The 22,074-nt window shown below is 71.9% G+C and carries 21 protein-coding genes and 1 tRNA gene; 9 read left to right on the top strand and 13 right to left on the bottom strand.

The window, feature by feature from the left end:
- Positions 1–89: 89 nt before the first annotated feature.
- The 4 genes from FZ103_RS09515 to FZ103_RS09530 form a co-directional block, all read right to left on the bottom strand.
- Complete coding sequence (locus tag FZ103_RS09515) at positions 90–1,091, bottom strand: NAD(P)-dependent alcohol dehydrogenase (RefSeq protein WP_255429863.1); 1,002 nt, start codon at positions 1,089–1,091, stop codon at positions 90–92.
- Positions 1,092–1,166: 75 nt separating this feature from the next.
- Positions 1,167–1,397 carry a helix-turn-helix transcriptional regulator gene (locus FZ103_RS09520; protein ID WP_156000314.1) on the bottom strand — a complete coding sequence of 77 codons (231 nt, stop codon included), beginning with the start codon at positions 1,395–1,397 and terminating at the stop codon, positions 1,167–1,169.
- Positions 1,398–1,400: 3 nt separating this feature from the next.
- Positions 1,401–1,802 (bottom strand): hypothetical protein, encoded by a 402-nt coding sequence (locus tag FZ103_RS09525; RefSeq protein WP_255429864.1) that lies wholly within the window; start codon positions 1,800–1,802, stop codon positions 1,401–1,403.
- Between the two features lie 65 nt (positions 1,803–1,867).
- Positions 1,868–3,148 carry an FAD-dependent oxidoreductase gene (locus FZ103_RS09530; protein WP_156000316.1) on the bottom strand — a complete coding sequence of 427 codons (1,281 nt, stop codon included), beginning with the start codon at positions 3,146–3,148 and terminating at the stop codon, positions 1,868–1,870.
- A 243-nt stretch (positions 3,149–3,391) separates the two neighbouring features.
- Here FZ103_RS09530 and FZ103_RS09535 point away from each other — a divergent pair, with 243 nt between their 5' ends.
- Positions 3,392–4,039, top strand: coding sequence for a TetR family transcriptional regulator (locus FZ103_RS09535; RefSeq protein ID WP_156000318.1), 648 nt, complete (start codon positions 3,392–3,394; stop codon positions 4,037–4,039).
- Positions 4,040–4,179: 140 nt separating this feature from the next.
- Here the strand turns inward: FZ103_RS09535 and FZ103_RS09540 are convergent, their stop codons facing one another.
- Both FZ103_RS09540 and FZ103_RS09545 read right to left on the bottom strand, forming a co-directional pair.
- Positions 4,180–5,157: a DUF368 domain-containing protein gene (locus tag FZ103_RS09540; protein ID WP_156000320.1), complete on the bottom strand. Its 978-nt coding sequence runs from the start codon at positions 5,155–5,157 to the stop codon at positions 4,180–4,182.
- 320 nt (positions 5,158–5,477) lie between these two features.
- Positions 5,478–7,016: a PepSY domain-containing protein gene (locus tag FZ103_RS09545; protein WP_156000322.1), complete on the bottom strand. Its 1,539-nt coding sequence runs from the start codon at positions 7,014–7,016 to the stop codon at positions 5,478–5,480.
- A 579-nt stretch (positions 7,017–7,595) separates the two neighbouring features.
- On the opposite strand from FZ103_RS09545, the gene FZ103_RS09550 reads away from it, so the two are divergent.
- Positions 7,596–8,528: a DUF3592 domain-containing protein gene (locus FZ103_RS09550; RefSeq protein WP_156000324.1), complete on the top strand. Its 933-nt coding sequence runs from the start codon at positions 7,596–7,598 to the stop codon at positions 8,526–8,528.
- A gap of 305 nt (positions 8,529–8,833) precedes the next feature.
- Here FZ103_RS09550 and FZ103_RS09555 read toward each other — a convergent pair whose 3' ends face one another.
- Both FZ103_RS09555 and FZ103_RS09560 read right to left on the bottom strand, forming a co-directional pair.
- A complete protein-coding gene (locus tag FZ103_RS09555) occupies positions 8,834–8,992 on the bottom strand; it encodes a hypothetical protein (RefSeq protein ID WP_156000326.1) in 159 nt (52 codons plus the stop codon).
- Positions 8,993–9,625: 633 nt separating this feature from the next.
- Entirely contained in the window at positions 9,626–9,997 is a 372-nt protein-coding gene (locus FZ103_RS09560) for a hypothetical protein (protein WP_156000328.1), read from the bottom strand.
- A 335-nt stretch (positions 9,998–10,332) separates the two neighbouring features.
- On the opposite strand from FZ103_RS09560, the gene FZ103_RS09565 reads away from it, so the two are divergent.
- Together FZ103_RS09565 and FZ103_RS09570 are read left to right on the top strand one after the other, a co-directional pair.
- The gene (locus tag FZ103_RS09565; RefSeq protein WP_156000330.1) at positions 10,333–11,184 is read left to right on the top strand and encodes an SAM-dependent methyltransferase; all 852 of its coding nucleotides are present in this window, start codon (positions 10,333–10,335) and stop codon (positions 11,182–11,184) included.
- A 138-nt stretch (positions 11,185–11,322) separates the two neighbouring features.
- Entirely contained in the window at positions 11,323–12,741 is a 1,419-nt protein-coding gene (locus FZ103_RS09570; RefSeq protein WP_156000332.1) for a hypothetical protein, read from the top strand.
- Between the two features lie 134 nt (positions 12,742–12,875).
- Here FZ103_RS09570 and FZ103_RS09575 read toward each other — a convergent pair whose 3' ends face one another.
- Positions 12,876–13,196, bottom strand: a complete 321-nt coding sequence (locus tag FZ103_RS09575) for a hypothetical protein (protein ID WP_255429865.1) — start codon at positions 13,194–13,196, stop codon at positions 12,876–12,878.
- Between the two features lie 621 nt (positions 13,197–13,817).
- Between FZ103_RS09575 and FZ103_RS09580 the strand changes: the two genes are divergently transcribed.
- Complete coding sequence (locus tag FZ103_RS09580) at positions 13,818–14,309, top strand: SRPBCC family protein (protein WP_156000334.1); 492 nt, start codon at positions 13,818–13,820, stop codon at positions 14,307–14,309.
- Between the two features lie 342 nt (positions 14,310–14,651).
- Here FZ103_RS09580 and FZ103_RS09585 read toward each other — a convergent pair.
- Positions 14,652–14,722: transfer RNA gene (locus FZ103_RS09585), tRNA-Gly, on the bottom strand.
- A 119-nt stretch (positions 14,723–14,841) separates the two neighbouring features.
- Between FZ103_RS09585 and dcd the strand changes: the two genes are divergently transcribed.
- Complete coding sequence (dcd, locus tag FZ103_RS09590) at positions 14,842–15,441, top strand: dCTP deaminase (protein ID WP_186356067.1); 600 nt, start codon at positions 14,842–14,844, stop codon at positions 15,439–15,441.
- 21 nt (positions 15,442–15,462) lie between these two features.
- On the opposite strand, the gene FZ103_RS09595 is transcribed toward dcd, so the two are convergent.
- Positions 15,463–16,455: an SDR family NAD(P)-dependent oxidoreductase gene (locus FZ103_RS09595; protein ID WP_156000336.1), complete on the bottom strand. Its 993-nt coding sequence runs from the start codon at positions 16,453–16,455 to the stop codon at positions 15,463–15,465.
- 138 nt (positions 16,456–16,593) lie between these two features.
- Positions 16,594–17,250, bottom strand: coding sequence for a rhomboid family intramembrane serine protease (locus tag FZ103_RS09600; protein ID WP_186356068.1), 657 nt, complete (start codon positions 17,248–17,250; stop codon positions 16,594–16,596).
- 567 nt (positions 17,251–17,817) lie between these two features.
- Between FZ103_RS09600 and FZ103_RS09605 the strand changes: the two genes are divergently transcribed.
- The 3 genes from FZ103_RS09605 (at position 17,818) to FZ103_RS09615 (ending at position 21,402) form a co-directional block, all read left to right on the top strand.
- A complete protein-coding gene (locus FZ103_RS09605; protein WP_394350098.1) occupies positions 17,818–19,137 on the top strand; it encodes a betaine/proline/choline family ABC transporter ATP-binding protein in 1,320 nt (439 codons plus the stop codon).
- Between the two features lie 2 nt (positions 19,138–19,139).
- The gene (locus tag FZ103_RS09610) at positions 19,140–20,375 is read left to right on the top strand and encodes a proline/glycine betaine ABC transporter permease (protein WP_156000952.1); all 1,236 of its coding nucleotides are present in this window, start codon (positions 19,140–19,142) and stop codon (positions 20,373–20,375) included.
- A gap of 73 nt (positions 20,376–20,448) precedes the next feature.
- On the top strand, positions 20,449–21,402 hold the full coding sequence (locus FZ103_RS09615; protein ID WP_394350092.1) for a glycine betaine ABC transporter substrate-binding protein: 954 nt from the start codon (positions 20,449–20,451) through the stop codon (positions 21,400–21,402).
- A 118-nt stretch (positions 21,403–21,520) separates the two neighbouring features.
- Here FZ103_RS09615 and FZ103_RS09620 read toward each other — a convergent pair whose 3' ends face one another.
- A complete protein-coding gene (locus tag FZ103_RS09620; RefSeq protein ID WP_394350093.1) occupies positions 21,521–22,024 on the bottom strand; it encodes a hypothetical protein in 504 nt (167 codons plus the stop codon).
- Between the last annotated feature and the right edge of the window lie 50 nt (positions 22,025–22,074).

Consider the following 22,074-nt stretch of genomic DNA (forward strand, 5'->3'; position numbering starts at 1 on the left):
AGTGCGCCCGGAGCGGTCGGCCCGATCCCGGTCCCCTGCCGTCCGAGCGCGGCCCCGGGTCACCCGGCCCGCACCACGTTCTCGGATCCTCACAGGGTGAGCAGGACGCTGCCGCGTTTGCGGCCGGTCTCCACGCGCTCGTGGGCCTGGCGGACGCGCTCCAACGGGTAGCGGCCGTCGACGACCGGGACCAGCCGCCCCTCCCCGGCCAGGCGGGTCAGCACGGCGAGGTCGGCGGCCCGCGCCTCCTGCGAGCGCAGGCCCGTCAACGCGAGGCGGGCCCTACGGCCGCCGGGGGCCGCGGTCAGCAGGGAGTGCAGCAGGATCCCCGCGCCGGGTCCGGTGGTGAGATAGGCGCCGCCCGGCTTCAGAAGGCGGCGGCAGCGCGCGTAGGAGCTCTTGCCGACCGCGTCGAATACGACGTCGAAGCGCCTGTTCAGCCGGGTGAATTCGGTGCTCGTGTAGTCGACGACCTCGCCGGCCCCCAGTGAGGCGACGAGCTCGGCGTTGGCGCCGCTGCACACGCCGGTCACCCGCGCGCCGAAGTGGGCGGCGAGCTGGACGGCCGCACCGCCGACGGCTCCGGAGGCTCCGTTGACCAGGATGCTCTGCCCCGGCTCCAGGCGAGCGTGGTCGCGGACGAAGGGCAGCGCGGTCAGGCCGCCGTCGGCGACGGCGGCGGCGGTCTCGCCGCTCATGCCGGCGGGCCTGGCGACGGCGCCGGCCGCGCGGACGCGGGCGTATCGGGCGTGTGCGCCGAGCGCGGCGCCGGTCTCGGCGATCACCTCGTCGCCGACCGAGAAGGCGGTGACACCGCCGCCGACCTGGGCGACCTCGCCGACGACGAGCCCGCCCAGGATCGGGTTGCGCGGCCGGAGCAGGCCGAACGCGAGCCGAGCGGTGGCGGGGTCGGCGGAGCGCGCGGCGCAGTCGGTCGGCGTGACGGCGCTGAAGCGCACCCGCACCTGCAGCTCGCCCTCGCCGGCGCTGGGCCGGGGGACGTCGCGGATCCGCAGCGTTTCGGGCGGCCCGTAGCGGGGGCAGACGGCGGCCTGCATGGTGGCAGCGGGCGCGGAGAGCTGTTCCGGCATGGACGTGCCTCTCTGTCGGCGAACGGTACGGCGGACGGCCCACGGCGGGCGCGCGGCGGGATCCGCCGGTGGCCGTCAGCCGCCGTCAGGGGTTTCGGGATAGTGGAAGACGTCCTCGACCCGGACGCCGAAGACCCGCGCGATCTGGAAGGCCACCTCCAGCGAGGGCGAGTAGCGGCCCTGCTCGATGGCGATCACGGTCTGGCGGGTGACGCCGATGCGTTCGGCCAGCGCCGCCTGGGTCATCTCACCGCGGGCGAACCGCAGGGACCGGATGGAGTTGGTGACTCGTGTGGACTTGGCCATACCTCAAAAGCCCCGGCGGTAGGCGACGATCTTCACCGCCGACGAGGTGAGGGCGTTCAGCACGAAGGCCAGGTAGAGCGTGTTGGCGATCCAGAAGTGCGGGACCGCCGCCATGGTCAGGGCCAGCGCCGCCGCCGCAACGCCCGCCAGTACGTAGAAGCCGATGTGCTCGCCGCGCCGGTGGATCTCGGCGTCGCGCTCGTCCCTGCGCTCGGTGCCGCGCGGGGTGAGGAGCATGTTCAGCACGAGCCCGGCGCCGATCGCTGCGAGCATCGGGACCACATAGTCGTAGTCCGGCGCCGCGCCCGCCATCCGCGCCAGGACGACCGCGAAGTAGACCGCGGGAACGGCCAGGGCGACCGCCGCGTAGCTCCACACGCGCTTCTCCTCGAGTGACAACGCCATCGCCCCGCCTCGGTCGGTGTAAAGAACCTTTGACATGCCCAATGTAAAGCGGGCTCGACACGATGTCAAAGGTTTTTGACGTCTCCTTGCTCGGCATACGGCGGCCGCCGGTCCTGTGCCGGGCGGGAGGGGCGGCGGGCGAAGGCGGGGGCCCGCTCGGGGCGGACGCCCACGCCGATCAGGTACGCCGGTACGGCCGACAACTGCGGCACCGCCTTGAGCGCGGCCAGGAGCGGCTTGGGCGGTGCGACGTCGCGGCCCGCCAGGAGCGGCGCCAGCAGCCGCCGGTGCAAGGCACGCTGCACGCCCTGCACGACCGCGGTCGGCAGCAGGCGCCGGCGGCGGACGGCGCCGAGCCTGCGGCGGGTGGCCCGGTGATCCTTCAGCGGTGCGGCGAGCAGGGCCGCGGTGGCCACGGCGTCCTGGACGGCGAGGTTGATGCCCACACCGCCGACCGGCGACATGGCGTGTGCGGCGTCGCCGATGCACAGCAGACCCTCGGTGTGCCAGCGGCGCAGCCGGTCCACCCGCACGTCCAGGTGCTTGACCTCGTCCATGGACGCCAGCTCGCCGACGGTGTCGGCCAGTTCCGGCATCAGCTCGGCGATGTCGCGGCGCAACTCCTCGATCCCGCGGGCGCGCAGTTCGGCGTCGGTGCCCTTGCGGCCCAGGTATGCCAGCTGGATGTAGCCCGTCCGGGGAATGGGGACGATGAACCGGCGGGGACCGGTGCGCGCGGTCAGCGCCGCAGGGGCGGTGCCGCGGACGGGCACGCGCAGCCACCAGACGTCGAAGGCCACCGGGAACTCCCGCAGCGGCAGGCCGGACTCGGCGCGCGCCATCGACTCGCGGCCGTCGCAGGCCACGGTCAGCTCGGCGCGCAGTTCGCCGGGGCCGTCGGGGCCCGCGTAGCGCACGCCCGCGACACGGCCGTTCTCCCGCAGCAGGCCCGTGGCTTCGGTGCTCATGTGCAGCGTGAATGCGGGCTCGTCCCGGCCGGCTTCGGCGAGCAGGTTGAGCAGGTCCCACTGCGGCACCATCGCGATGTAGGGGTGGCGCAGCCGCAGGCGGCCGAAGTCGGCGACGGTCAGCTGCCGTCCCGCACCGATGTCGACGCCCCCGCGGTCGATCCTGCTCTGGGGCAGCGCGGCGAAGCGCTCGCCCAGGCCCAGGTCGTCCAGTAGATCCAGGGTGCTGGGGTGGACGGTGTCGCCGCGGAAGTCGCGCAGGAAATCGGCGTGCTTCTCCAGCACCGTGACCTGCACACCGGCGCGCGCCAGCAGCAGGCCGAGCATCATCCCGGCCGGTCCGCCGCCGATGATCGCGCAGGTGGTCTTCTCGCTCATCGCTGAACTCCCTCGTCCTCGATGCGGGGGCGTGCGCGGTCCTCCGTGTGCGGCACCGGCGGACCCGACTCCCTGATTCCACAAATGTAGAATTCCCCGTGTGTAGATGTCAACGGGTGTGGAATTACGGGAGCGGCGACCCGGATCGGCCGAGCGGCAGTCGGGGCCGGCGGCCGGCAGACCGGCCGACCCGCGTCGCCGCCATAGAATTCCCCGGACATGGAGATAGTTGGGAGGGGTGCGATGACCACGGGCAACGCTGACGGCGTCGACCGACGGCCCGGCGGGCGCAGGCCCGGCCAGAGCGGTACCAAGGACGCGATCCTCGTCGCCGCGCGCGAGCAGTTCGCCGCCAAGGGCTACGCGGGCGCCACCTTCCGCGGTATCGCGGCCGAGGCCGGAGTCGACCCCGCCCTGGTGCGGCACTTCTACGGGACCAAGGACCAGCTCTTCGCCGCCACGCTGCACATGCCCCCCGAAGTGCTGGAACGCCTCCACGAGGCCCTCGACGGCCCCCTCGGCGAGCTGGGCGAGGCGTTCGCCCGCGCGTACCTGGGACTGTGGGAGGACCCCGAGACCGGTGCCGCGCTGAAGGCGATGATGCGCACCGCCCTGACCACCGACGAGGCCGCCGGCCTGCTGCGGGACTTCCTGCAGGCGCGCATCGTCGAGCGGGTCGCCGCACAGCTGGGCGGCGACCGGACCCGGCTGAGGGCCGTGCTGGCGGCCACGCACGTCGTCGGAACGGCCGTGGCCCGCCACGTGGTGCGGGTGGAACCGATCGCGTCCCTGCCCTTCGACGACCTGGTGGCGCTGCTGGGCCCCAACCTCCAGCGCTACCTCACCGGCGACCTGCCGGACCTGCCCGGCGCGCACCCCCAGCACCCCTGACCGCCGCCCGGCGCGCCACCGAGGACGTCATCCTTCGAGGTAGCGCAGAATCGCCGGGTGGACCGTTGCCGACATGGCCGCGCCCCGGCGGGTTCCGGCGCAGCGCGTGCGGCCGCCCGCACCCGCCGGGGCCGCACTCATCACGTGCGGGACCCGTGCCGGGGCGCGCGCCGACCGGACTCCGGCCGGTCGGTGTCGGTGCCGGTGTCACCGCCGGTCGGCAGCAGGAGCCGCTCCACCACCAGGATCACGACCACGAGCGCGAAACCGGCGGCCATGAGCGCCGTCGTCGAGGCCACGTCCGTGGTCGGAGCGAGCAGCGAGCGGTCGGACTCCTCGGCCCAGGGTTGCCACGGCCACAGCGCCCGCAGCGCACCGGCCATGACACCGGTGATGACCACCAGCGTGATCTTGCGGTGGTGCTCCAGCAGCCACTGGAGCAGCTTCACGAACAGCGCCAGTCCGATGACGGCTCCCGCGGCGAACATGCCGAGGTAGCCGAAGTCGCGATCGTTCACGGCGGCCAGCGTGGGCTCGTAGAGCCCCAGCGCCTGCAAGGTGAACGCCCCGGAGACGCCGGGCAGCACGAGCGCCGAGACGCCCAGGGCCGCGGCGCCCGAAACCGCCAGCGGGGCGGGGTCCGTCTCGGTGGCCGGCAGTCCCGTCAGGAGGAAGGCCGCGACCGCGGCCGCCGCGGCCAGCAGGTAGTGCCGGATACGCCATCCGCCGCCGGAGTGGGAGTAGGGAACCCACAAGGAGGCCAGCACCAGGCCGAAGAACACCGCGGAGGCCTGCTGCTCGTGCTCGGTCACCACCGGCTCCAGCAGGCGGGCGGCCGCGACCACCGCCAGGACCATGCCGATCAGCACGGCGATCACCACCGCCCAGGAGACCCGGCCGAACTCGCGCCCGGCACGGACCGTTCCCCTGCCGCGCACCAGGTCGGCGGCGCCCACGGCGACACCGGTGACCACGTGCCCGGCGGAGGTCATGAGCCGTTCATAGACCCCCGTGATGAGGGCGATGGTGCCGCCGCTGACGCCCGGGATGACTTCGGCGGTACCGATCAGGGCGCCGCGCACCCCGTTCAGCAGGTGGGTGCCGATGGCTGTGGGCATGGATCGCGCAACCTCCGTCTCGTCTGCACTGCCCCGCTCGGCGCCGCGCCGCCGCCGGAGTCCGGCCGGCGCGCACGCCGGCACGGCACGAGCGGGATCGGGAAACCGCGGGGCAGGCCGCCTCGGCGGACTCCGCCCCTGACCACGACGCTACGGTGCCGCGGGCGGCCGTCCAATGCGGACGACCGCCCGGACATCCCGGATCTCCGCACGCCAAGGATGCGGAGATCCGCAGTGCGGACCGAGCCGGCCGGTACGCGGGTCGGGCCGAGTGCTTCCGGGAGGGAGGTGCGGGGTCGCGGAACCCCGGCGGATCCCGTCTAGGACGCGGGCGGCACCGCGGCCTCCTGCCGCGATTGGGCGTCCCCGCGCGGCGAGCCCGCGCTCGCATCGGGCGGGGGCTTCCTGCGGGCCCGCCACCCCAGGACGGCGTCCACCGCCAGGAACAGCAGCAGCGAGGCGCCCAGCAGCGGCACGGCCAGGCCGAACACCGCCGGCAGGACCACCACGCCGGCCTTGAGGGGCAGCGGCAGCGCGCGGAAGGAGCCCCGCGGGTAGGGGCGGCCCGCGCTCAGTGCCCGCGCGTGCGTCGGGCGGCGCTGCCACCACATGCGGTAGCCCATGACGATCACGGTGATCAGTCCTGCGGCGAGGGCGGTCAGCAGGAGCTGGTTGGGCAGGCCGAAGAGCACGCCCATGTGCGCGTCGATCCCCCACCGGCTGAACTTGGCCATCAGCGGGTAGTCGGCGAAGCGGACCAGGTCGACGACCTCCCCGGTGTCCGCTGCGATCGCGGCCGAGTCCACCCGCGTGGGCCAGCTGCGGTCGACCTGCTTGACCACGTAGTCGGTAGAGGCCGCATCGGGCACCACCACCTCGACGGGCCCGTCCAGCCCGGCCTCGCGCGCGCTGGCCAGCACGGCGTCCACGCCGACGCCTCCGCCGGCCGCCGGATCGGCGCCGGCGTCCGGCGAGGCCGGCGGCGGCTCCGTGGTGACCGCGGGGGTGCTCCAGGCCAGCCGCTCCCGCAGTTCGCCGATGTTCGCGCCGGCGTACTGCGACCAGGTCATGCCGGTCGCCGAGAGGAACAGCAGGCCCACCAGCAGCCACAGGCCCACGGCCCCGTGCACCGACATGGAACGGAAGCGGGCTGGGGAGCGGGTCCGGGACCGGGCGGCCGGGGACGCGCCGGGATCCTGCGACCGGGTCTGGGAGCGCTCCCGGAAGGTGCCGGCGCCCGGGAGCAGCAGACGGCGCATCCGGCCGTCCCCGCGCCAGGTGCGCGAGACCCACAGCGCGGCGCCGCCCAGCGCGACCAGCCACATCCAACTCGCCGCCAGCTCGCTGTACAGGCGCCCGGCGTCGCCCAGGTGCAGGCTGCGGTGCAGCATGTCGGTCCAGGTGCGCACGGGCAGGGCGCCGCTCGTGCCGTAGGTCTCCATCACGCCGAGGACCTCGCCGCCGTGGGGGTCGACGAACACGGTCATCCGGTGGCTGCCCTCAAGCTCGGGCACGTCGAACAGCACCCGGGTGGAGTCCTGGTCCGTGGTGGCCGGCCGCACCGCGTCCAGCTCCGCGTCCGGAAGCTCGTCTCGGGCGATGTCGACCTGCTCCCGCAGGGGGAGGGACTCGCCGGAGGGCTCGACGCGCAGCTGCTCGGCGTAGACGACCTGCTCGATCTGCGGCGTCCACACGTACAGCAGCCCCGAGACGGCGGCGACCAGGATGAAGGGGGCGACGAACACCCCCGCGTAGAAGTGCAGGCGCAGGATCAGGGGGCGCAGCGCCGCCCAGGCTCCGCGCCGGGCGGATCCCGAGGGGGGCACGTCCTCTGCGGGCGTGTCGGTGTTCCGTCCCATGTGGGCCGTTCTCCTCTCATAGCCGGCGCGGGCGGCTCGGCGGCGCGCAGCGCCCCGAGCGCGGGGAGCCGCGCCGACGGTGGGGGCGGGGTTGTGCGGTGGTGGCAGACGCCGGCTTCGAAAGACCGCGTCCGCAAGCGCCGACAGCAGGCCCCGCCCCGGATCCCCGCGCACGGCGGCGGCCCCGCGCGGGGGAGAGGGCGTGGGGCATGAGGGGGTCCTGTCATGTCGGTGGGAGACCATAAGAACACGTCCCGTTACTGCGCGGCCACCCGCGACGAGGACCCCGATACGCCCTTTTCGCGACGATTGCGAGGGGGTGACCGCCATCAGCGTCGACAGGCCCCGGAAAGTGTCCGGCCGACCCGCCGTGCCGGGATCTGTATCCGCCGAAACCCACGGCGTGGGGCGTCCGTAACTGCCATGGGGTCTGTGTCGGCCAGGACGCCGTTCGCCGCCGGTGCCCCGCCCCCTGTCCGGGACCGGCCTGTGGACGGCCGGGATCCCCGGTCTGCGCGGCGCTATCGTGCTGTGCGCAGGCGTTCCCCCGCGCGCGATTCAATGCGAAGGCGGTTCCCCGTGCCCGTCGCCTACATCGTCCTGGCAGTCCTGGCCGGCTCGGCCCTCGTGGGCTTCGTCGCGCTGGTCGTGTTCGACCTGCGCCGTCGCCGCCGGCGCGAGGTCCACGGCGTCCGGGCCGAGGCCACGGTGGTCGAGGTCCGGCCCGCGGTGCCGCAGGAGCCGGGGGAGGGCATCGAGCAGCCGTTTCTGCTGCGCTACGCGGATGCGCAGGGCAACCGGTACGAGCGGTGGTTCACCGCGGGCTTCGGCGGAATCGTTCCCATGAAGGGGTGGACCCTGCCCGTGGTGTTCGACCCGCGGGAACCCGACAACGCCGCGATCGCGGAGAACCCGTACCTGCACGGGGCCGGAGGCCGCGCGGCCCCGTCCTCGCCGCTGCGGACGTGGTGCATCCGCGCGCTCGTCGCCGCGACGCTCCTCCTCGCGGCATCGGGAGGCGCGGCGCTGGTGTTCGCGGCGTCCGCCCTGGAAGCCGGCAGCGCCGGATACGACCGGGCCGTGCTCGCGGGCGCGGTCCTGCTCCTCGCGGCGGTGGGAGCGGCCGGTATCGGTGGGGGAGCCGACCGTCTGGCAGCGGCCCTGCGGCGGCGGCGCACCGCGGTCACCACGACGGGCGTCGTCACCCAGACCTGGACCGAGACCCGCCGCGGATCGGAATCCTCCGGGCCCAAACGCGTCTTCCCCTACGCGGTCCGGTTCGAACTGCCCGACGGCAGACAGGTGCACCGCCGCGCGCACGACACCCCGTCGGCGCCCCTGCACGAACCCGGTCGAGAGGTCGACGTGACCTACCACCGCGACGACCCGACCGTGTTCGCGGTCGGGGGCGCATGGCGGACCGCGACAGGCCCGGTCCTGGCCATCGTCTTCGGCGCCCTCTTCGCGGGCGCGGCGGCGGCGACGTTGATGGCCGCATCCGTGTCGGGCTAGTGCACCGGCCCCGGACGGTCTGCGTTCGGCCGCTCCGCCGACCGCAACAGGCCCCGCCCCGCCGGCGCCGCCCCGGTGTGCGGCGCCGGCGGGGCGTGCCAACCGCGGCACGAGGCGCGTCGAGGGAGTCCGTGGGGCCACGCTCGGCGCCGAGAGTGACCCTACGGACTCCCTCGACGCGGGAGCCGGAGCGGCCGCCTGCATACGCACACCCTCTTCGGCCAGCCGGGTTACCGGCTACAGCGGGAGTATCAGTCTCGGGTCTTCTTCGAGGGTGTTGCCGGCGCGGGCGCAATCCGGCGGGGTCAGTTGTAGGTCACCTGGTAGCGCAGATGCGTGACGCGGTCGCCCTGCACGGTTTCCAGGTGGTCGAGCCGGACGCCGTCGCGCGTGATGCCGTCGAGGTATCGGACGCCCTCGCCGATGAGGAGGGGCACCAGGTCGATGCGTATCTCGTCGAGCACACCGGCGTTGATGCACTGCCGAACTGGAGGTCGCGCCGACTCCCTCGCCCAGTTCGCCGCCCTCGCCCGAGGACTCGGGTGAGCAGGGGCTGCAGAAGCTCGAAGAGGTGACCTGGCCCGCGGAGCTTGCGGGTCACTGGGTGGCGCACGGCACCTTTCCCGACCAGACCCCGCGGGACTACTCCCTGGTCATCGAAGAGGGAGGCTCGACCGCTTCGATGACCACCAGCGACGGATTCTGCACGTGGAGCTTCGAGTTGTTCCGCACCAACGACAGGAACGGAGTCGACGGCGCCGATAACCAGCGGTGCCGGCTGCGGCCCGCACGAGAACGCCGGCTTCTGGGCCGAGAACGGCGGACTGACGATCCTGTTCTGGGGCAAGAACGGCAGTTGGGCGGAGCACTTCTTCTTCATGGACCGGGCGTGAGAAGCGGCCTGAAGAGCGGCCTGCCGGGCACACCCGGCACCGAGATCGGCCCCCTTGGGCCGCGGCTGCAAGAAAGGCCCCGCGCAGCCAGCGGGCTGGGCGCCCGCGCCGCTCCGCCCGCACCGCCGGCTCAGGCGGCCTGGAACGGGTGCGTCGCCTGGGTGTGGTGACGCCGCGACGGCCGACGATGGGTCGCGGCCATTCCTAGAAGATCGGCGGGATGGTGATGGTGTCGTCCGGGCACGGCCACGGAAGCTCGACCTGCAGGCAGTAGATGTTGCCCTGCTCGTCCGGAAACGGCCAGCAGAGTTCGATCGTGATGTGGCAGTCGTGCGGGATCGGGATGGGGCCATGGTTGATCTTCATGGACCTGGTCTCACCCGTGCCTGAGGTGACGGTCAACCTGGTGACCCGCTGGTCGAGCTCTGCAGTCTCGACGCCCGTCATCTCCGCGACGGACGCGAGCATCATGTCGACCACGGATGCCGCACGCTCGACGGCCTCCTCGTCGCGCAGGCTTTCGTAGGCCCAACTTCGGAGCACCGACTTCGCATCGGGCGCGGAACCCATAGTCACACGCCCCCGTCTGCCCGGAAACCGTAGATGGTTCGCAGCCGGACCGTCCGGAGACGTACGGTCGTCCGGCGGGTGCGGAGAGTTGCTGCGAATCGACAGACAGTCAACACGGCCGGTGGGGCCCTGTCCAGGTGACCCGCGGAATACACCGCCACCGCCCGGCGCCACCGGGCTCTCGGAAATGCCGTCGGCGGCGGGATATCCTTTGCCGCAGTCGCCGTCCCGCACCGCGCCCATCGGCCGCCTGCATCCGTCGGCGATCGCGGAGGCCGCCGCGCCGCCCCGTCGGCAACCGGAACCCCAATCCCCAGCCCACGACCCCAGGGACTCGACACATGACCAGCGACGTCCCCGTCCCGCCGCCGCATCCCCCGCAGACGCCCACGGTGGCGCGGGTCTACGATGCGGTGCTCGGCGGCAAGGACAACTACGCAGTCGACCGCGAAATCGCCGAATCGATCATGGCCTCGGTCCCCCAGGCGCGGTTGGTCGCTCGCGACAATCGCGACTTCCTCATCCGCGCGGTGAGGCACATGGCCCGCTCGGGCATCACCCAGTTCCTGGATCTGGGGGCAGGGCTGCCCACGATGGAGAACACCCACCAGGCCGCCCAGCGCATCGCCCCCGAGGCCCGCGTCGTCTACGTCGACAACGACCCCGTCGTGCTCGCCCACGGCCACGCCCTGCTCGAGGACAACGACTCCACCCGCGTCGTCGTGGCCGATCTGCGCGACATCGAGCCGGTCTTCGCCGCCCCCGAGACCCGCCGCCTGCTGGACCTGTCCCGCCCGGTGGGTCTGCTGATGATCAGCATCATCCACCACCTCGACGACGCCGACGACCCGCACGCGCTGGTGCGGGCCTACCTGCAGCGCCTTGCTCCGGGGTCGATGCTGGCTCTGAGCCACTTCTACGACGGCTCCGACCTGTCCGGCCCCCTCGGGGAGCGGGTACAGGCCAAAGCCCGGGCCAGCGAGGAGATCGTCCTCACCAGCCTGGGCAGCGGCCGGTTCCGCAGCCGCGCCGAGATCACAGCCTTCTTCGACGGGTTGGAGCTCGACGAATTCGGCGTCTGCCACCTCCCCGAATGGCGACCCGAGGGCCCCGTGGGCGTGAGCGAGGACCAGCGCGTGTTCCTGTGCGGCGTCGGCCGCAAGCCGGACACGGCTTCGCCTACCGCTCAGTGAGCGCCGCCTCCTCAGACCGGAGCCGTTCGGCCGGCGCCCGGCGGCGCGGAGGCCGGTGGGTGTCCCTGCCCCGGCCGCCGGGCCGCTAGCCGTCCCGCGGCGCCGGAGCCGGAGAAGGAGCCGCTGTAAACTTGCGCAGTGGCCAACCGGGGCGTAAGCGTCCGCACGGACAAGGGTTTCCACGATGCGCGCAGGGCGGGCGCCGGCCTCGCCTCACCGCGCTACTGGGGTACGGCGCTGCTGCTGGTGGAGACCGCTGTGGTGATCGCGGTCGCCGCTGCCGTGGCCTTCGCCGCCGATTTCTCGGGCACCGGAGCGACGGGTGCGGGCGGCGCCGCAGCCGCCCCTCTCATGGGCCTTTTCGCCATCGGGTTGGGCCTGCTGGTAGGAGTCGCCGCGGCGGCGGCCGCGCTCCCGGTGCTCCTCCTCCTGTGCTCGGGGCTCATTCTGAAGTGGCTGCGCGCGGCACCGACCTGGCGGCGGGCCGCCCGGCGCCAACCGGCAAGGGTGCTGCACGCCGACCTCGTGCCGGGGACCCGCGCAGCGGGACGGCACGTGGTGCGGACCGTGCGGACGCGGGACCCCGACGTCCTGCCCGTCCTGCACCTGCTCTTCGTGCCCGGCGCGGCCGAGCACCTGGCGGGGCCGGTGGTCCTGGAGTTGTTCGAGGGGGAGCAGGTCGGCGGTCCCGTTCGGGTCGGCGCCGCCGGCGGTGCGGCCTGGGCCTTCGACGCGACGGCCGCGGAGGCCGGGATCGAGCCCGCGGTCGAGGTCGACGTCGAGGTGAAGACCAGCGGAGTGCCCCTCGAACCGAGCCTCGACGGCTACTCGATCAGCGTCAGCCGCCCGGCCCTCGGTCGCCAAATGCCGCTCTCGCCGAAGGGGGACGGCTTCGAGGCCGCGCGCAAGGCCGGGCAGAAGGGCACCTCGCCGTGGCGGTGGGGGACTCAGGCGCTGCTTATGGTGCTCCTCCCGGCGGTGGGGCTGGCCGCCACCGTCGACTCCGCCCTGGAGGCGACGGCGGCGGGCTCCCCCTTCGCTCTGCGCAACGCGTGGTTTCTCCTGCCGCTCGCCATGCTGGCGGTGGTTGTGCCGCTCGTCGTGCTCGACGTGCGCCGCAAGATCCGCCGGCGGCGCCTCATCGGACCGGCGTGGCGCCGGGCCGCCGCGAACCGCCCGACGCTCGCGCTGAGCGGCACGATGCTCCCGGGGACCCAGGAGGTCGGGACCTACGGGATGCGCACCGTCCATCTCGACACGCCCGTCCGGCAGGGCGACGGCGGGACCGCCCGGCGCCTGCAACTGCTGTTCGTCACCGCTGAGGGCTGGGGCGAGCGGCTGGCCGGACCGGTCACCGTGCAGCTCTTCGCCGGGGCGCTGATGCGCGGCCCGGCCCGCGTGCAGGACACTCACCGGGCCGAATGGGCCTTCGCGGTGCGAGACCGCGACGCCGCGGAGGAGGAGGGCGACGTCCGCGGCGACTGGGACGACGGCGGCTGGACCGAGATCGGAGACGGAGGCGACGGCGGTGACGGAGGCGACGGCGGCGGGGAATGAGCCCCGCCATGCCGGCCCCGGCCAGGGCCGCCCCGTGGATGCTCGCTGACGCGAGGGGGCGTCGCAGAACGGAATGAGGGGTTTCTGCCTGACTCTGATGCCAGAGGAGTATCGCCGCCGACTACCTCGGCCGGTCACCTCCGCCAGATGTGCAGACAGCGCGCCATGAGCTGGAAGGGGGCAGCGCGCCCGGTGGTTTGGTCGACCGTGCCGACCAGGTGGACATCGAGTTCGGGGCAGTGAAAAGGCCACGTGCCAGTTGCCCCCGAATGACCGACGAGCGTGACCGGGCCGCGCCCCGCCGCCATTGCCCGGGGGACGAGGAAGAACATCGTGCCCAGCCCGTAGCGCAGCACGGGGATGTTGCGCCGCCTGTTGCGTTGTTCGGTGAGGGATTCCAGCGTGCCGGCGCGGCGGAAGAAGGCGTCGGCGAGCAGTGCTGGTTGGAAGGTCATAGGACCTGCACCTGCGCACCCCGCGTACGGCCGCGCCGAGACGTACCGCAGCAGCGTCCAGCTTCACCGTGAGCGCTGCGAGTCATGCTTGGCAGCCGATCACGGATCGCCGTGCGAGGGAGCGGCGTCGAAATTTACCGGTCTCTGCGCTTCACATGCCGCATCCACATGAAGACTCCAGCGCCACTGGGGACGCGGGCAGTACCGGCCCTGGCTTTATAAGCCCGGCCCGGCATACTTTAAGTTCGTGCACGCGATTGGTGTTCTCGGCGACCCGGTGCGTCTGCGCAGTCTGGGGCTCCTCGCCGAGGGTGAGCAGACCTCTGGGCGATCACGGACGTGATCCAGTTTGCGTCCGCACTGTCCCAACCGGCCGTTCCCCAGCATCTTCGCGTTCTGCGTGAGAACGGGGCCGCGTCGGTCCGGGCCGAGGGGCCCGCCGGTTTTGTGCCGTCGACCCGACGTCGTTAAGCGAGGTGGTTGGACCGGTTTCGCGGGTTGTGGGATCAGCGGCTCGATGCCCTGGACACGGAGTCGCCCCGAGGACAGGCGTACATCCCGGTCCCCGGCGGCCGCCGTCAAGGCCACCACGGCCTTCTACGCCCCTGAAGGGAGCGCTTGATGAAGTACACCACCTCGATCGAGATCGCCCTGCCGCGGGAGAAGGTGCTCCAGATGCTCGCGGACCCGGCGCACATGCCGAAGTGGCTGCGGGGCCTGGTACTGCACGAGCCAGTGGACGGAGCGCACGGCCGGGTCGGCACCACCTCGCGAGTCGTGTTTCAAATGGGGAAGCAGAGGATGGAGGCCACCGAGACCATCACCCGTCTGGAACCTGAAGACCTGCACGACATCCCCAGCTCAGTCGTCGTGCACTACGACCGCGAGATCGTCGGCGAAGGCATGTGGCAGGCCCAGCGCGACCGGCTGATCGCAGCCGGTCCGGACACCACGCTGTGGGAGAGCGAAAGCGAATTCGGATTCGACGGATTGCTGGTGCGGCTGATGGCGCTTGTGGCGCCTGGTTCTTTCCGCAAGCAGTCGCAGCAGCACATGGAAGACTTCAAGGCGTTCGCCGAGCACGGGACGGACGTCCGCCGAGGGAAGAACTGATCTGCCACGAGTCAGCGGCGGCCCGTCCGCGGCGACCGAGGATCGCAACTACGGCGACGAGATGGCCGGCCGATGGGATGCCTCATGGCGGTCGCCGTCTGTGGCGATCGGGGAATGTGGCCGTTTTGCGAGGGTGCTCCGGGTGGGCGCCGACCGCCTTTGGGGCCGGCGCTCCTGTGCCCGTGCACCCTGGTGCACCCTCGCTATGGGGCCGGATGACGGGATGGAGTCTGCACAGCGGGCCGCCGCGGCGAGGTGGTGCACCCTCGCGTGCACCCTCGGCATGCAAAAAGCCCTGCCTGTTCGATTTGATACCGCAGGTCAGGGCTGTTTTTCGTACAGAGCGGATGACGGGAATCGAACCCGCGTTATCAGCTTGGGAAGCTGAAGTTCTACCATTGAACTACATCCGCGTCGCTGCAGAGGGTCTCGGGCCTCCGCCGACGTTGGACAGCTTACCGGATGTTGCGGGGGAGCGGGTAACCGGTGCTCGGCGCGGGGGCCGGTGGGGTGAGGCGGTAGGTTCTGGAGGGTGCTGCTCTCCGATCGCGACATCAGGTCTGAAATCGAGTCCGGGCGGGTCAAGATCGATCCGTATGATCCCGGGCTCGTCCAGCCTTCCAGTGTGGATGTCCGGCTGGACCGGTACTTCCGGGTGTTCGAGAACCACAAGTACCCCCACATCGACCCCGCGGTGGAGCAGCCCGCGCTGACTCGGCTGGTCGAGCCGGACGGGGACGAGCCGTTCATCCTGCATCCCGGGGAGTTCGTGCTGGCCTCGACCTACGAGGTGGTCGCGCTGCCCGACGACATCGCCAGCCGTCTGGAGGGCAAGAGCTCGCTGGGTCGGCTGGGGCTGCTCACGCACTCCACGGCCGGCTTCATCGATCCGGGGTTCTGCGGGCACGTGACCCTGGAGCTGTCGAACGTGGCGACGCTGCCGATGAAGCTCTACCCGGGGATGCGTATCGGACAGCTGTGCATGTTCCGGCTGACCTCTCCCGCCGAGTTCCCCTACGGCTCGGCGCAGTACGGGTCCCGGTACCAGAACCAGCGCGGGCCCACCCCGTCGCGGTCGTTCAAGAACTTCCGGTGGGGGATGGGCGAGCAGGGCGGCTCGGCGCACGGGTAGGGACGGCCCCGTAAGCGGCCCCTACCGCGCGAACGCGTCCACTCCCGTCAGTTCGGCCGACAGCCGCCACAGGCGGGCGGCCTCGTCGGGGTCGATGGCGTAGGTGCGCACCCCCGACAGCGTGCTCGCGTCCCCGGTCTCGACCGGCTCGGCGATGTCGCAGTCCTCGCAGTACACCCCGCCCATCCCGGTGAGCTGCGGGGAGGTCGCCGCCCACACCTGCGTGGCGGCCCCCTGCTCGGGTGTCTTGAACCTGGGGTTGATCTGGCGGCCCTGCTCGTCGATCCAGCCGGCGGCGATCATCTCCTCCTTGGGCAGGTGGCGCTGGAGGGGCGTCAGGATGCCGCCCGGGTGGAGGGAGAAGGCGCGCACTCCCTGGTCTCCGCCCAGCGCGTCGAGGTGGACGGCGAAGAGCACGTTGGCGGTCTTGGCCTGCCCGTAGGCTTCCCACTTGTCGTAGCCCCGCTCGAAGTGGATGTCGTCCCAGCGGATCGGGGAGCGGTGGTGGCCGCGGGAGGAGACCGAGACGACGCGGGCGCCCGCTCCGTCGGCGATGGCCGGCCAGAGGCGGTTGACCAGGGCGAAGTGGCCGAGGTGGTTGGTGGCGAACTGCGCCTCCCAGCCGGGGCCGACGCGGGTCTCGGGGCAGGCCATGATCCCGGCGTTGCCGATCATGATGTCGATGCTCCGCCCCGAGGCGAGGAACCGGTCGGCGAAGGCGCGGACGCTGTCGAGGTCGGCGAGGTCGAGTTCGTCCACCTCGACGCCGCCGGCGGCCTGCGCGGCGAATGCGGCGGCCGCTTCCTCGGCGGCCTCCGGGCGGCGAGCGGGGACGACGACGTGGGCGCCCGCCTCGGCGAGGGCGCGCGTGGTCTCCAGGCCGAGCCCCGAGTAGCCGCCGGTCACGACGGCGAGCCGACCGCCGAGGTCGATCCCCTCCAGGACCTCCTTCGCGGTGGTCCGGGCCGAGAAGCCCGATCCGATCGGGCGCTGCGCGGTGTGCTGTGTGGTCATGGTCGCGATGCTAGAAGGTGGAGTGCACTCGACCTCAAGCGCACCGCACCGGCCGCCGCGCCGGTCTCGCCGCCTACGAGCACCGCACCGATACGCCGTCCGCGATCGCCGCCTTCGGCGCCGCCGGCACCGGCCCGCCTACAAGCGCGGAGTCCCGTACCCGCCGCCGTATCCCCCGTATCCGCCTCCGTACCCGCCGGGGCGCGGATACCCGCCGCCGCCCCCGGTCACCTCGGCCTGGCGGCGGCGCTTGGGCAGCACGTAGGCCGCGAACAGCCCGCCGAGGAAGCCGAACAGGTGCGCCTGCCAGGAGACTCCCGTCTGCTGGGGCAGCACTCCCCAGATGAGCGTGCCGTAGAACAGGACGACGCAGATCATGATCACGATGTCGACAGTGCGGCGCTCGACGATTCCGCGCAGGACCGTGTACCCGAAGTAGCCGAAGACCAGCCCGCTGGCCCCCACGGTCAGCGCGCCGGGCCCCGTGAGCAGCCACACGCCCACCCCGCTGACCAGGACCACGATGACCGTGGTCCACAGGAACCGCCACAGCCCGCCGAAGGCCACGAGCGCGCCGAGCACCAGGAACGGCACCGAGTTGCTCATCAGATGGCCGAAGCCCGCGTGCATGAAGGGGGCGGTGAACACGGTCCAGGCGTTGTCGACCGTCCACGAGCGCAACCCGAAGACGATGTCGAGCGCGCCCCCGAGGACGGTGTCGATGATCTCGAACACCCACATCGCGGCCAGCATCGCCGCGACGGTGAGGAAGCCGACTATCCGTGAGTGCGTCACCCCTACGACTCTATGCGAGTCCCCTTCGCGCGCCCAGGGGCGCTCGGGGCTGTGGACGGCACCCTCATCGCACCTACACCGGCCGTGGCGGCGAATCACGGTACTCACACGCGAACGGCCTGTGTGTAGCCGTTTTGAGCTGCCAAGACGCAGAAATTGTGGTGCCTGTCACGCCGCAATGGAATGTGGTGCGAATCACACTCGGGGCGTCCGCGCGCGCCCAAGTCCGGTGCGCACGTCCGCTTTCCGGGTCCCCGCCAACGGTAAACGTGTTATCTCTCCGTGACGATGCCGGGGGCAAGTCTTCGCAGTTCGTCTGTATGGTTCGTATCGCCATAAATGGGATTTAAAGAGCGGTGAGGACACGGCTACGCGCGTGGAAGCGCCCCGATCCGGCGGGGTCCTTCCGAAGGGCGGACGGCGCAGTCCAGTCACTGAAGGTAATCCGAACGCGCATCGCCCAGGCGCGCGGAGGGACGCGCCAGCGAGGCTCGCACTTCCCGCGTGCCCCCGGACAGAGTCAAAGAGGAGACCGTGCCAGCAGTACGCGCAGACAAGCTCTACAAGATATTCGGCAGACGCCCGGGCAGGGCCGTCGAACTGCTGGCGGACGGCCGGCACCGCGACGAGATCAAGTCGCTGAACGTCACCGCCGCGGTCATCGACGTCTCCTTCGAGGTGCAGCCCGGTGAGATCTTCGTGGTCATGGGCCTGTCGGGCTCCGGGAAGTCCACGTTGATCCGCATGCTCAACGGGCTGCTGCCCCCAACGGCCGGTTCGGTCGAGATCGAGGGGACCGACATCACCAAGCTGGGCAAGTCGGGCCTGCGCCGGCTGCGCAGCGAGAAGGTGAGCATGGTCTTCCAGCACTTCGCGCTGTTCCCCCACCGCACCGTGCTGGACAACGCCGCCTACGGCCTGGAGGTCCGCGGTGTGGCCCGCTCCGAGCGCGAGGCCAAGGCGCGCGAGGCGCTCGCGCTGGTCGGCCTGGACGGCTGGGAGCTCAAGGTCCCCGGCCAGCTCTCCGGCGGCATGCAGCAGCGCGTCGGCCTGGCGCGGGCGCTGGCCGCCGACACCGACATCATCCTGATGGACGAGGCCTTCAGCGCCCTGGACCCGCTGATCCGGCGCGACATGCAGTCCCAGCTGCTGGAGCTGCAGGAGTCGCTGGGCAAGACCATCATCTTCATCACCCACGACCTCAACGAGGCGATGCGCCTGGGCGACCGGATCTGCGTGCTGCGCGACGGCCGCGTGGCCCAGATCGGCACGGCCGAGGAGATCCTCAACGACCCGGCCAACGACTACGTCGCCCAGTTCGTCGAGGACGTCGACCGCACCCGCGTGCTCACCGCCTCCTCGGTCATGGAGGCGCCCATCCCCGTCGTCGACCCCGGCCAGGGCCCGCGCGCCGCGCTGCGCACCATGCGCGAGAACCAGACGCCCTGGGCGTTCGTGGTCCGCCGCAACCGCCGGCTGGTGGGCGCGGTGGGGGAGACGGCCATCGGCGAGGCCGTGCGCGACAACGCCAAGGAGATCGACGGGATCGTCGAGACCGGGGTGGAGCGCGTCCATCCCGACACCCCCGTCGCCGACATGTTCGGCCAGGCGGCGGAAAGCTCCTACCCCCTCGCCGTGGTCGACGACCAGGAGCGGCTGGTGGGCGTCATCCCCCGCGTGACGCTGCTCGCCGCGCTCGCGTCGAGCGTGGGCGACAACGGGGAGGCCGAGCCGGCCGCCGAAGCGTCCGGGGACGCCGCCGAGTCCGCGCCCGGCACCGAGGCGGCCGCCGACGGCGAGACCGCCGACGAGGGGCCGCAGAGCGCGGCGCAGACCGAGTCCGACCGGGGCGACGACGCCCCCGCCACCGAAGGGAGCCGGCAGTGAGCCTGACGTCCTATGCCGTTCCCGTGCCGCGCATCCCTGTCGGCCAGACGTTCGACGCGGCGATCAACTGGCTGCGGGTGAACTTCCAGGCGGTCTTCGACTTCATCGGCCTCATCATCGAGACGTGCGTCGACACCCTGTTCGCCCTGTTCAGTGCACCTTCTGCCACCCAGTTCACGCTGGCGGCCGCCGCTGTGACCGCCGGCGGGCTGCTGGCGCGCAAGCGCTACGTCCCGACCCTGATCGCGGTGGCGGTGTGGGCCGGCTTCTACGTCGCCGAGGTGTCGGCGGGCCTGGCGGCAGGGGTGATCACCGCCCTGCCCGCGCCGCTGTTCCTGTGGGCGATGAACCTGTTCGGGGCCGAGTACGTCTACCCGCCGCTGGTCCTGGCGCTGCTGCTGCTGGTCGCGCTGGTCGCCATCAGCTTCACGGCCACGCGCGAACGCCGCCAATGGGTGCTCGCCGGGGTCTCGGCCGGGGTGCTGCTGCTGATCCTCGCGCTGCACTTCATCGTCGGCGTGCAGCTGTCCCTGATCGTGGCGGCCCTGCTGGCCACGATCGCCCTCGTCGTCGCCGGGTGGCGCGTCGCCCTGTTCAGCATCCTGGGATTCCTGCTGATCATCAGCATGGAGAGCTGGGAGAACGCCATGAGCAGCCTCGCGCTGATCCTGGTGGCGACGCTGGTGGCGGTGGCGATCTCGCTGCCCATCGGCGTGCTGGCGGCCCAGAGCCGCCACGTCAGCAACGCGGCCAAACCGGTGCTGGACTTCATGCAGACCCTGCCGGCGTTCGTCTACCTGCTGCCGGCGATCGCCTTCTTCAGCATCGGCATCGTGCCCGGCGTCATCGCGACCGTCATCTTCGCGATGCCTCCCGGCGTGCGCCTCACCGAGCTGGGCATCCGCCAGGTCGACAAGGAGCTGGTCGAGGCGGGCGAGGCGTTCGGCGCACCCGACTGGCAGATCCTGCGGCGCATTCAGCTGCCGCTCGCGCTGGCCACCATCATGGCCGGCATCAACCAGATCATCATGCTCAGCCTGTCCATGGTCGTCATCGCCGGCATGGTCGGCGCCGGCGGTCTGGGCAACGACGTCTACACCGGCATCGCCCAAGGCGACGTCCCGGTGGGCTTCGAAGGCGGCATCGCCGTAGTCATCCTGGCCATCTTCCTGGACCGGCTGACCGGCGCCGTCACCCGCTTCTCCCCCGCGGCCCGCGCGCAGCGCGCGTCCGCCTGATCCCCATCCCCCGCCCCGCCGCCGCCCGCGGCGGCGGGGCACCCCTGGAAACACCCGCACAAGAGGAGGAATCGTGAGCGATCGCAAACGCTCCACCAAGCTGATCGGAGTCGGCGCCGCGACCGCGTCGCTGGCGCTGATGCTGAGCGCCTGCGGTGGAGGCGCCGAGGGCGGCGTGTCCACGGGCCCCGAGGGGGGTGACGAGGCCGCGAACAAGGAGATCACCATCGGCCTCATCCCCTGGGAGGAGGACATCGCCGTCACGCACCTGTGGAAGGCGGTCCTGGAGGAGAAGGGCTACGACGTCACGATCAAGAACGTCGACGTCGCCCCCGTCTTCGAGGGCACGGCCAACGGCGACATCGACCTGTTCCTGGACACCTGGCTGCCCGGCACCCACGGCGACTACTGGGACGAGTACGGCGACAAGCTGGAGGACCTGGGCGCCTGGAACGAGGGCGCCAGCCTGGAGCTGACGGTCCCCTCCTACATGGAGGACATCAACTCCATCGAGGACCTCAAGGGCAACGCCGACCAGTTCAACGGCGAGATCATCGGCATCGAGTCCGGCTCGGGCCTGGTGCAGACCACCGAGGAGGAGGCGATCCCCGCCTACGGCCTCGGTGAGGAGTACAAGCTGGTCAAGTCCTCGACCCCGGCGATGCTGGAGGAGCTGCGCACGGCGATCAAGGACGAGAAGCCGATCGTCGTGACGCTGTGGCGTCCGCACATCATCTACGCCCAGGAGGACCTCAAGGACCTGGAGGACCCCAAGGGCGCGATGGGCGAGCCCGAGTCGCTGCACAGCGTCGGCCGTCCCGGGTTCTCCGAGGACTTCCCGAAGGTCGCCGACTGGCTGGGCAACTTCAAGCTCGACGGCGAGCAGATCGGCGACCTGGAGCAGGTCGTCATCGCCGAGCACGAGGGCGAGGAGACCGAGGGCGCGAAGGCCTGGCTGGCCGAGAACCCCGAGGTCCTCGAGACGGCCATGGGCGAGGACGCCAAGGGCCTGGACTTCAGCTCCTAGCCGGCGTCCGCGGCACCCGCTGAGGCGGGGCCGCGGCCCCGCGGTGCAAACGCGGGCCGTGTCCGCCGGACACGGCCCGCTTCGCTGTCTGGGCCGGATCCGCCCGCGGCGGGCGTCCTCAGCGCCCCGACGTCAGCGAGCGGTCGCGCGGCGGGATGCCCGCGGTGCTCATGAACGCGTCGACCTTGGCCGGCGAGGTCAGCCCGGTCAGCGGGAGGTAGGGGCGGCTGGCGCGGCGCCCCTCGACCGAGGGGAACTGGCGCGGGCGGCCGGTGACGTCGCACAGGCCCAGCGACCGGGTGCGCCCGGGCAGCACGTAGTAGGAGCCGACGTCGGCGAAGGGGATGCGGACGATGTAGCGGCCCCGCGTGTAGCGGAACTCGCCGTCCTCGACCTCCAGGACCGGAACCCGCAGCCGGAACCCGTCCCACAGCAGGGCCAGCCCGGCCAGCAGCGCCGCGGCGCCCAGCGCGGCCACCGCCCAGCGCGCCGGCCCCTGGACGGCCGGCAGCCACAGGCCCGCCGCTCCGGCACCCGCGCCCGCGGCGGCCAGAGCCGCACCGCCCCACAGTTCCGCCCGTTTGCGGCCCATGGGGCAGATCAACCGAACCTTCTCGGACACGGGGGTGCCTCTCTCACTGCATGGGATGGGATGCGGCAGTCCGAACTTTA

Source organism: Streptomonospora sp. PA3 (assembly GCF_009728995.1).
In the GTDB taxonomy this organism is placed as follows: domain Bacteria; phylum Actinomycetota; class Actinomycetes; order Streptosporangiales; family Streptosporangiaceae; genus Streptomonospora.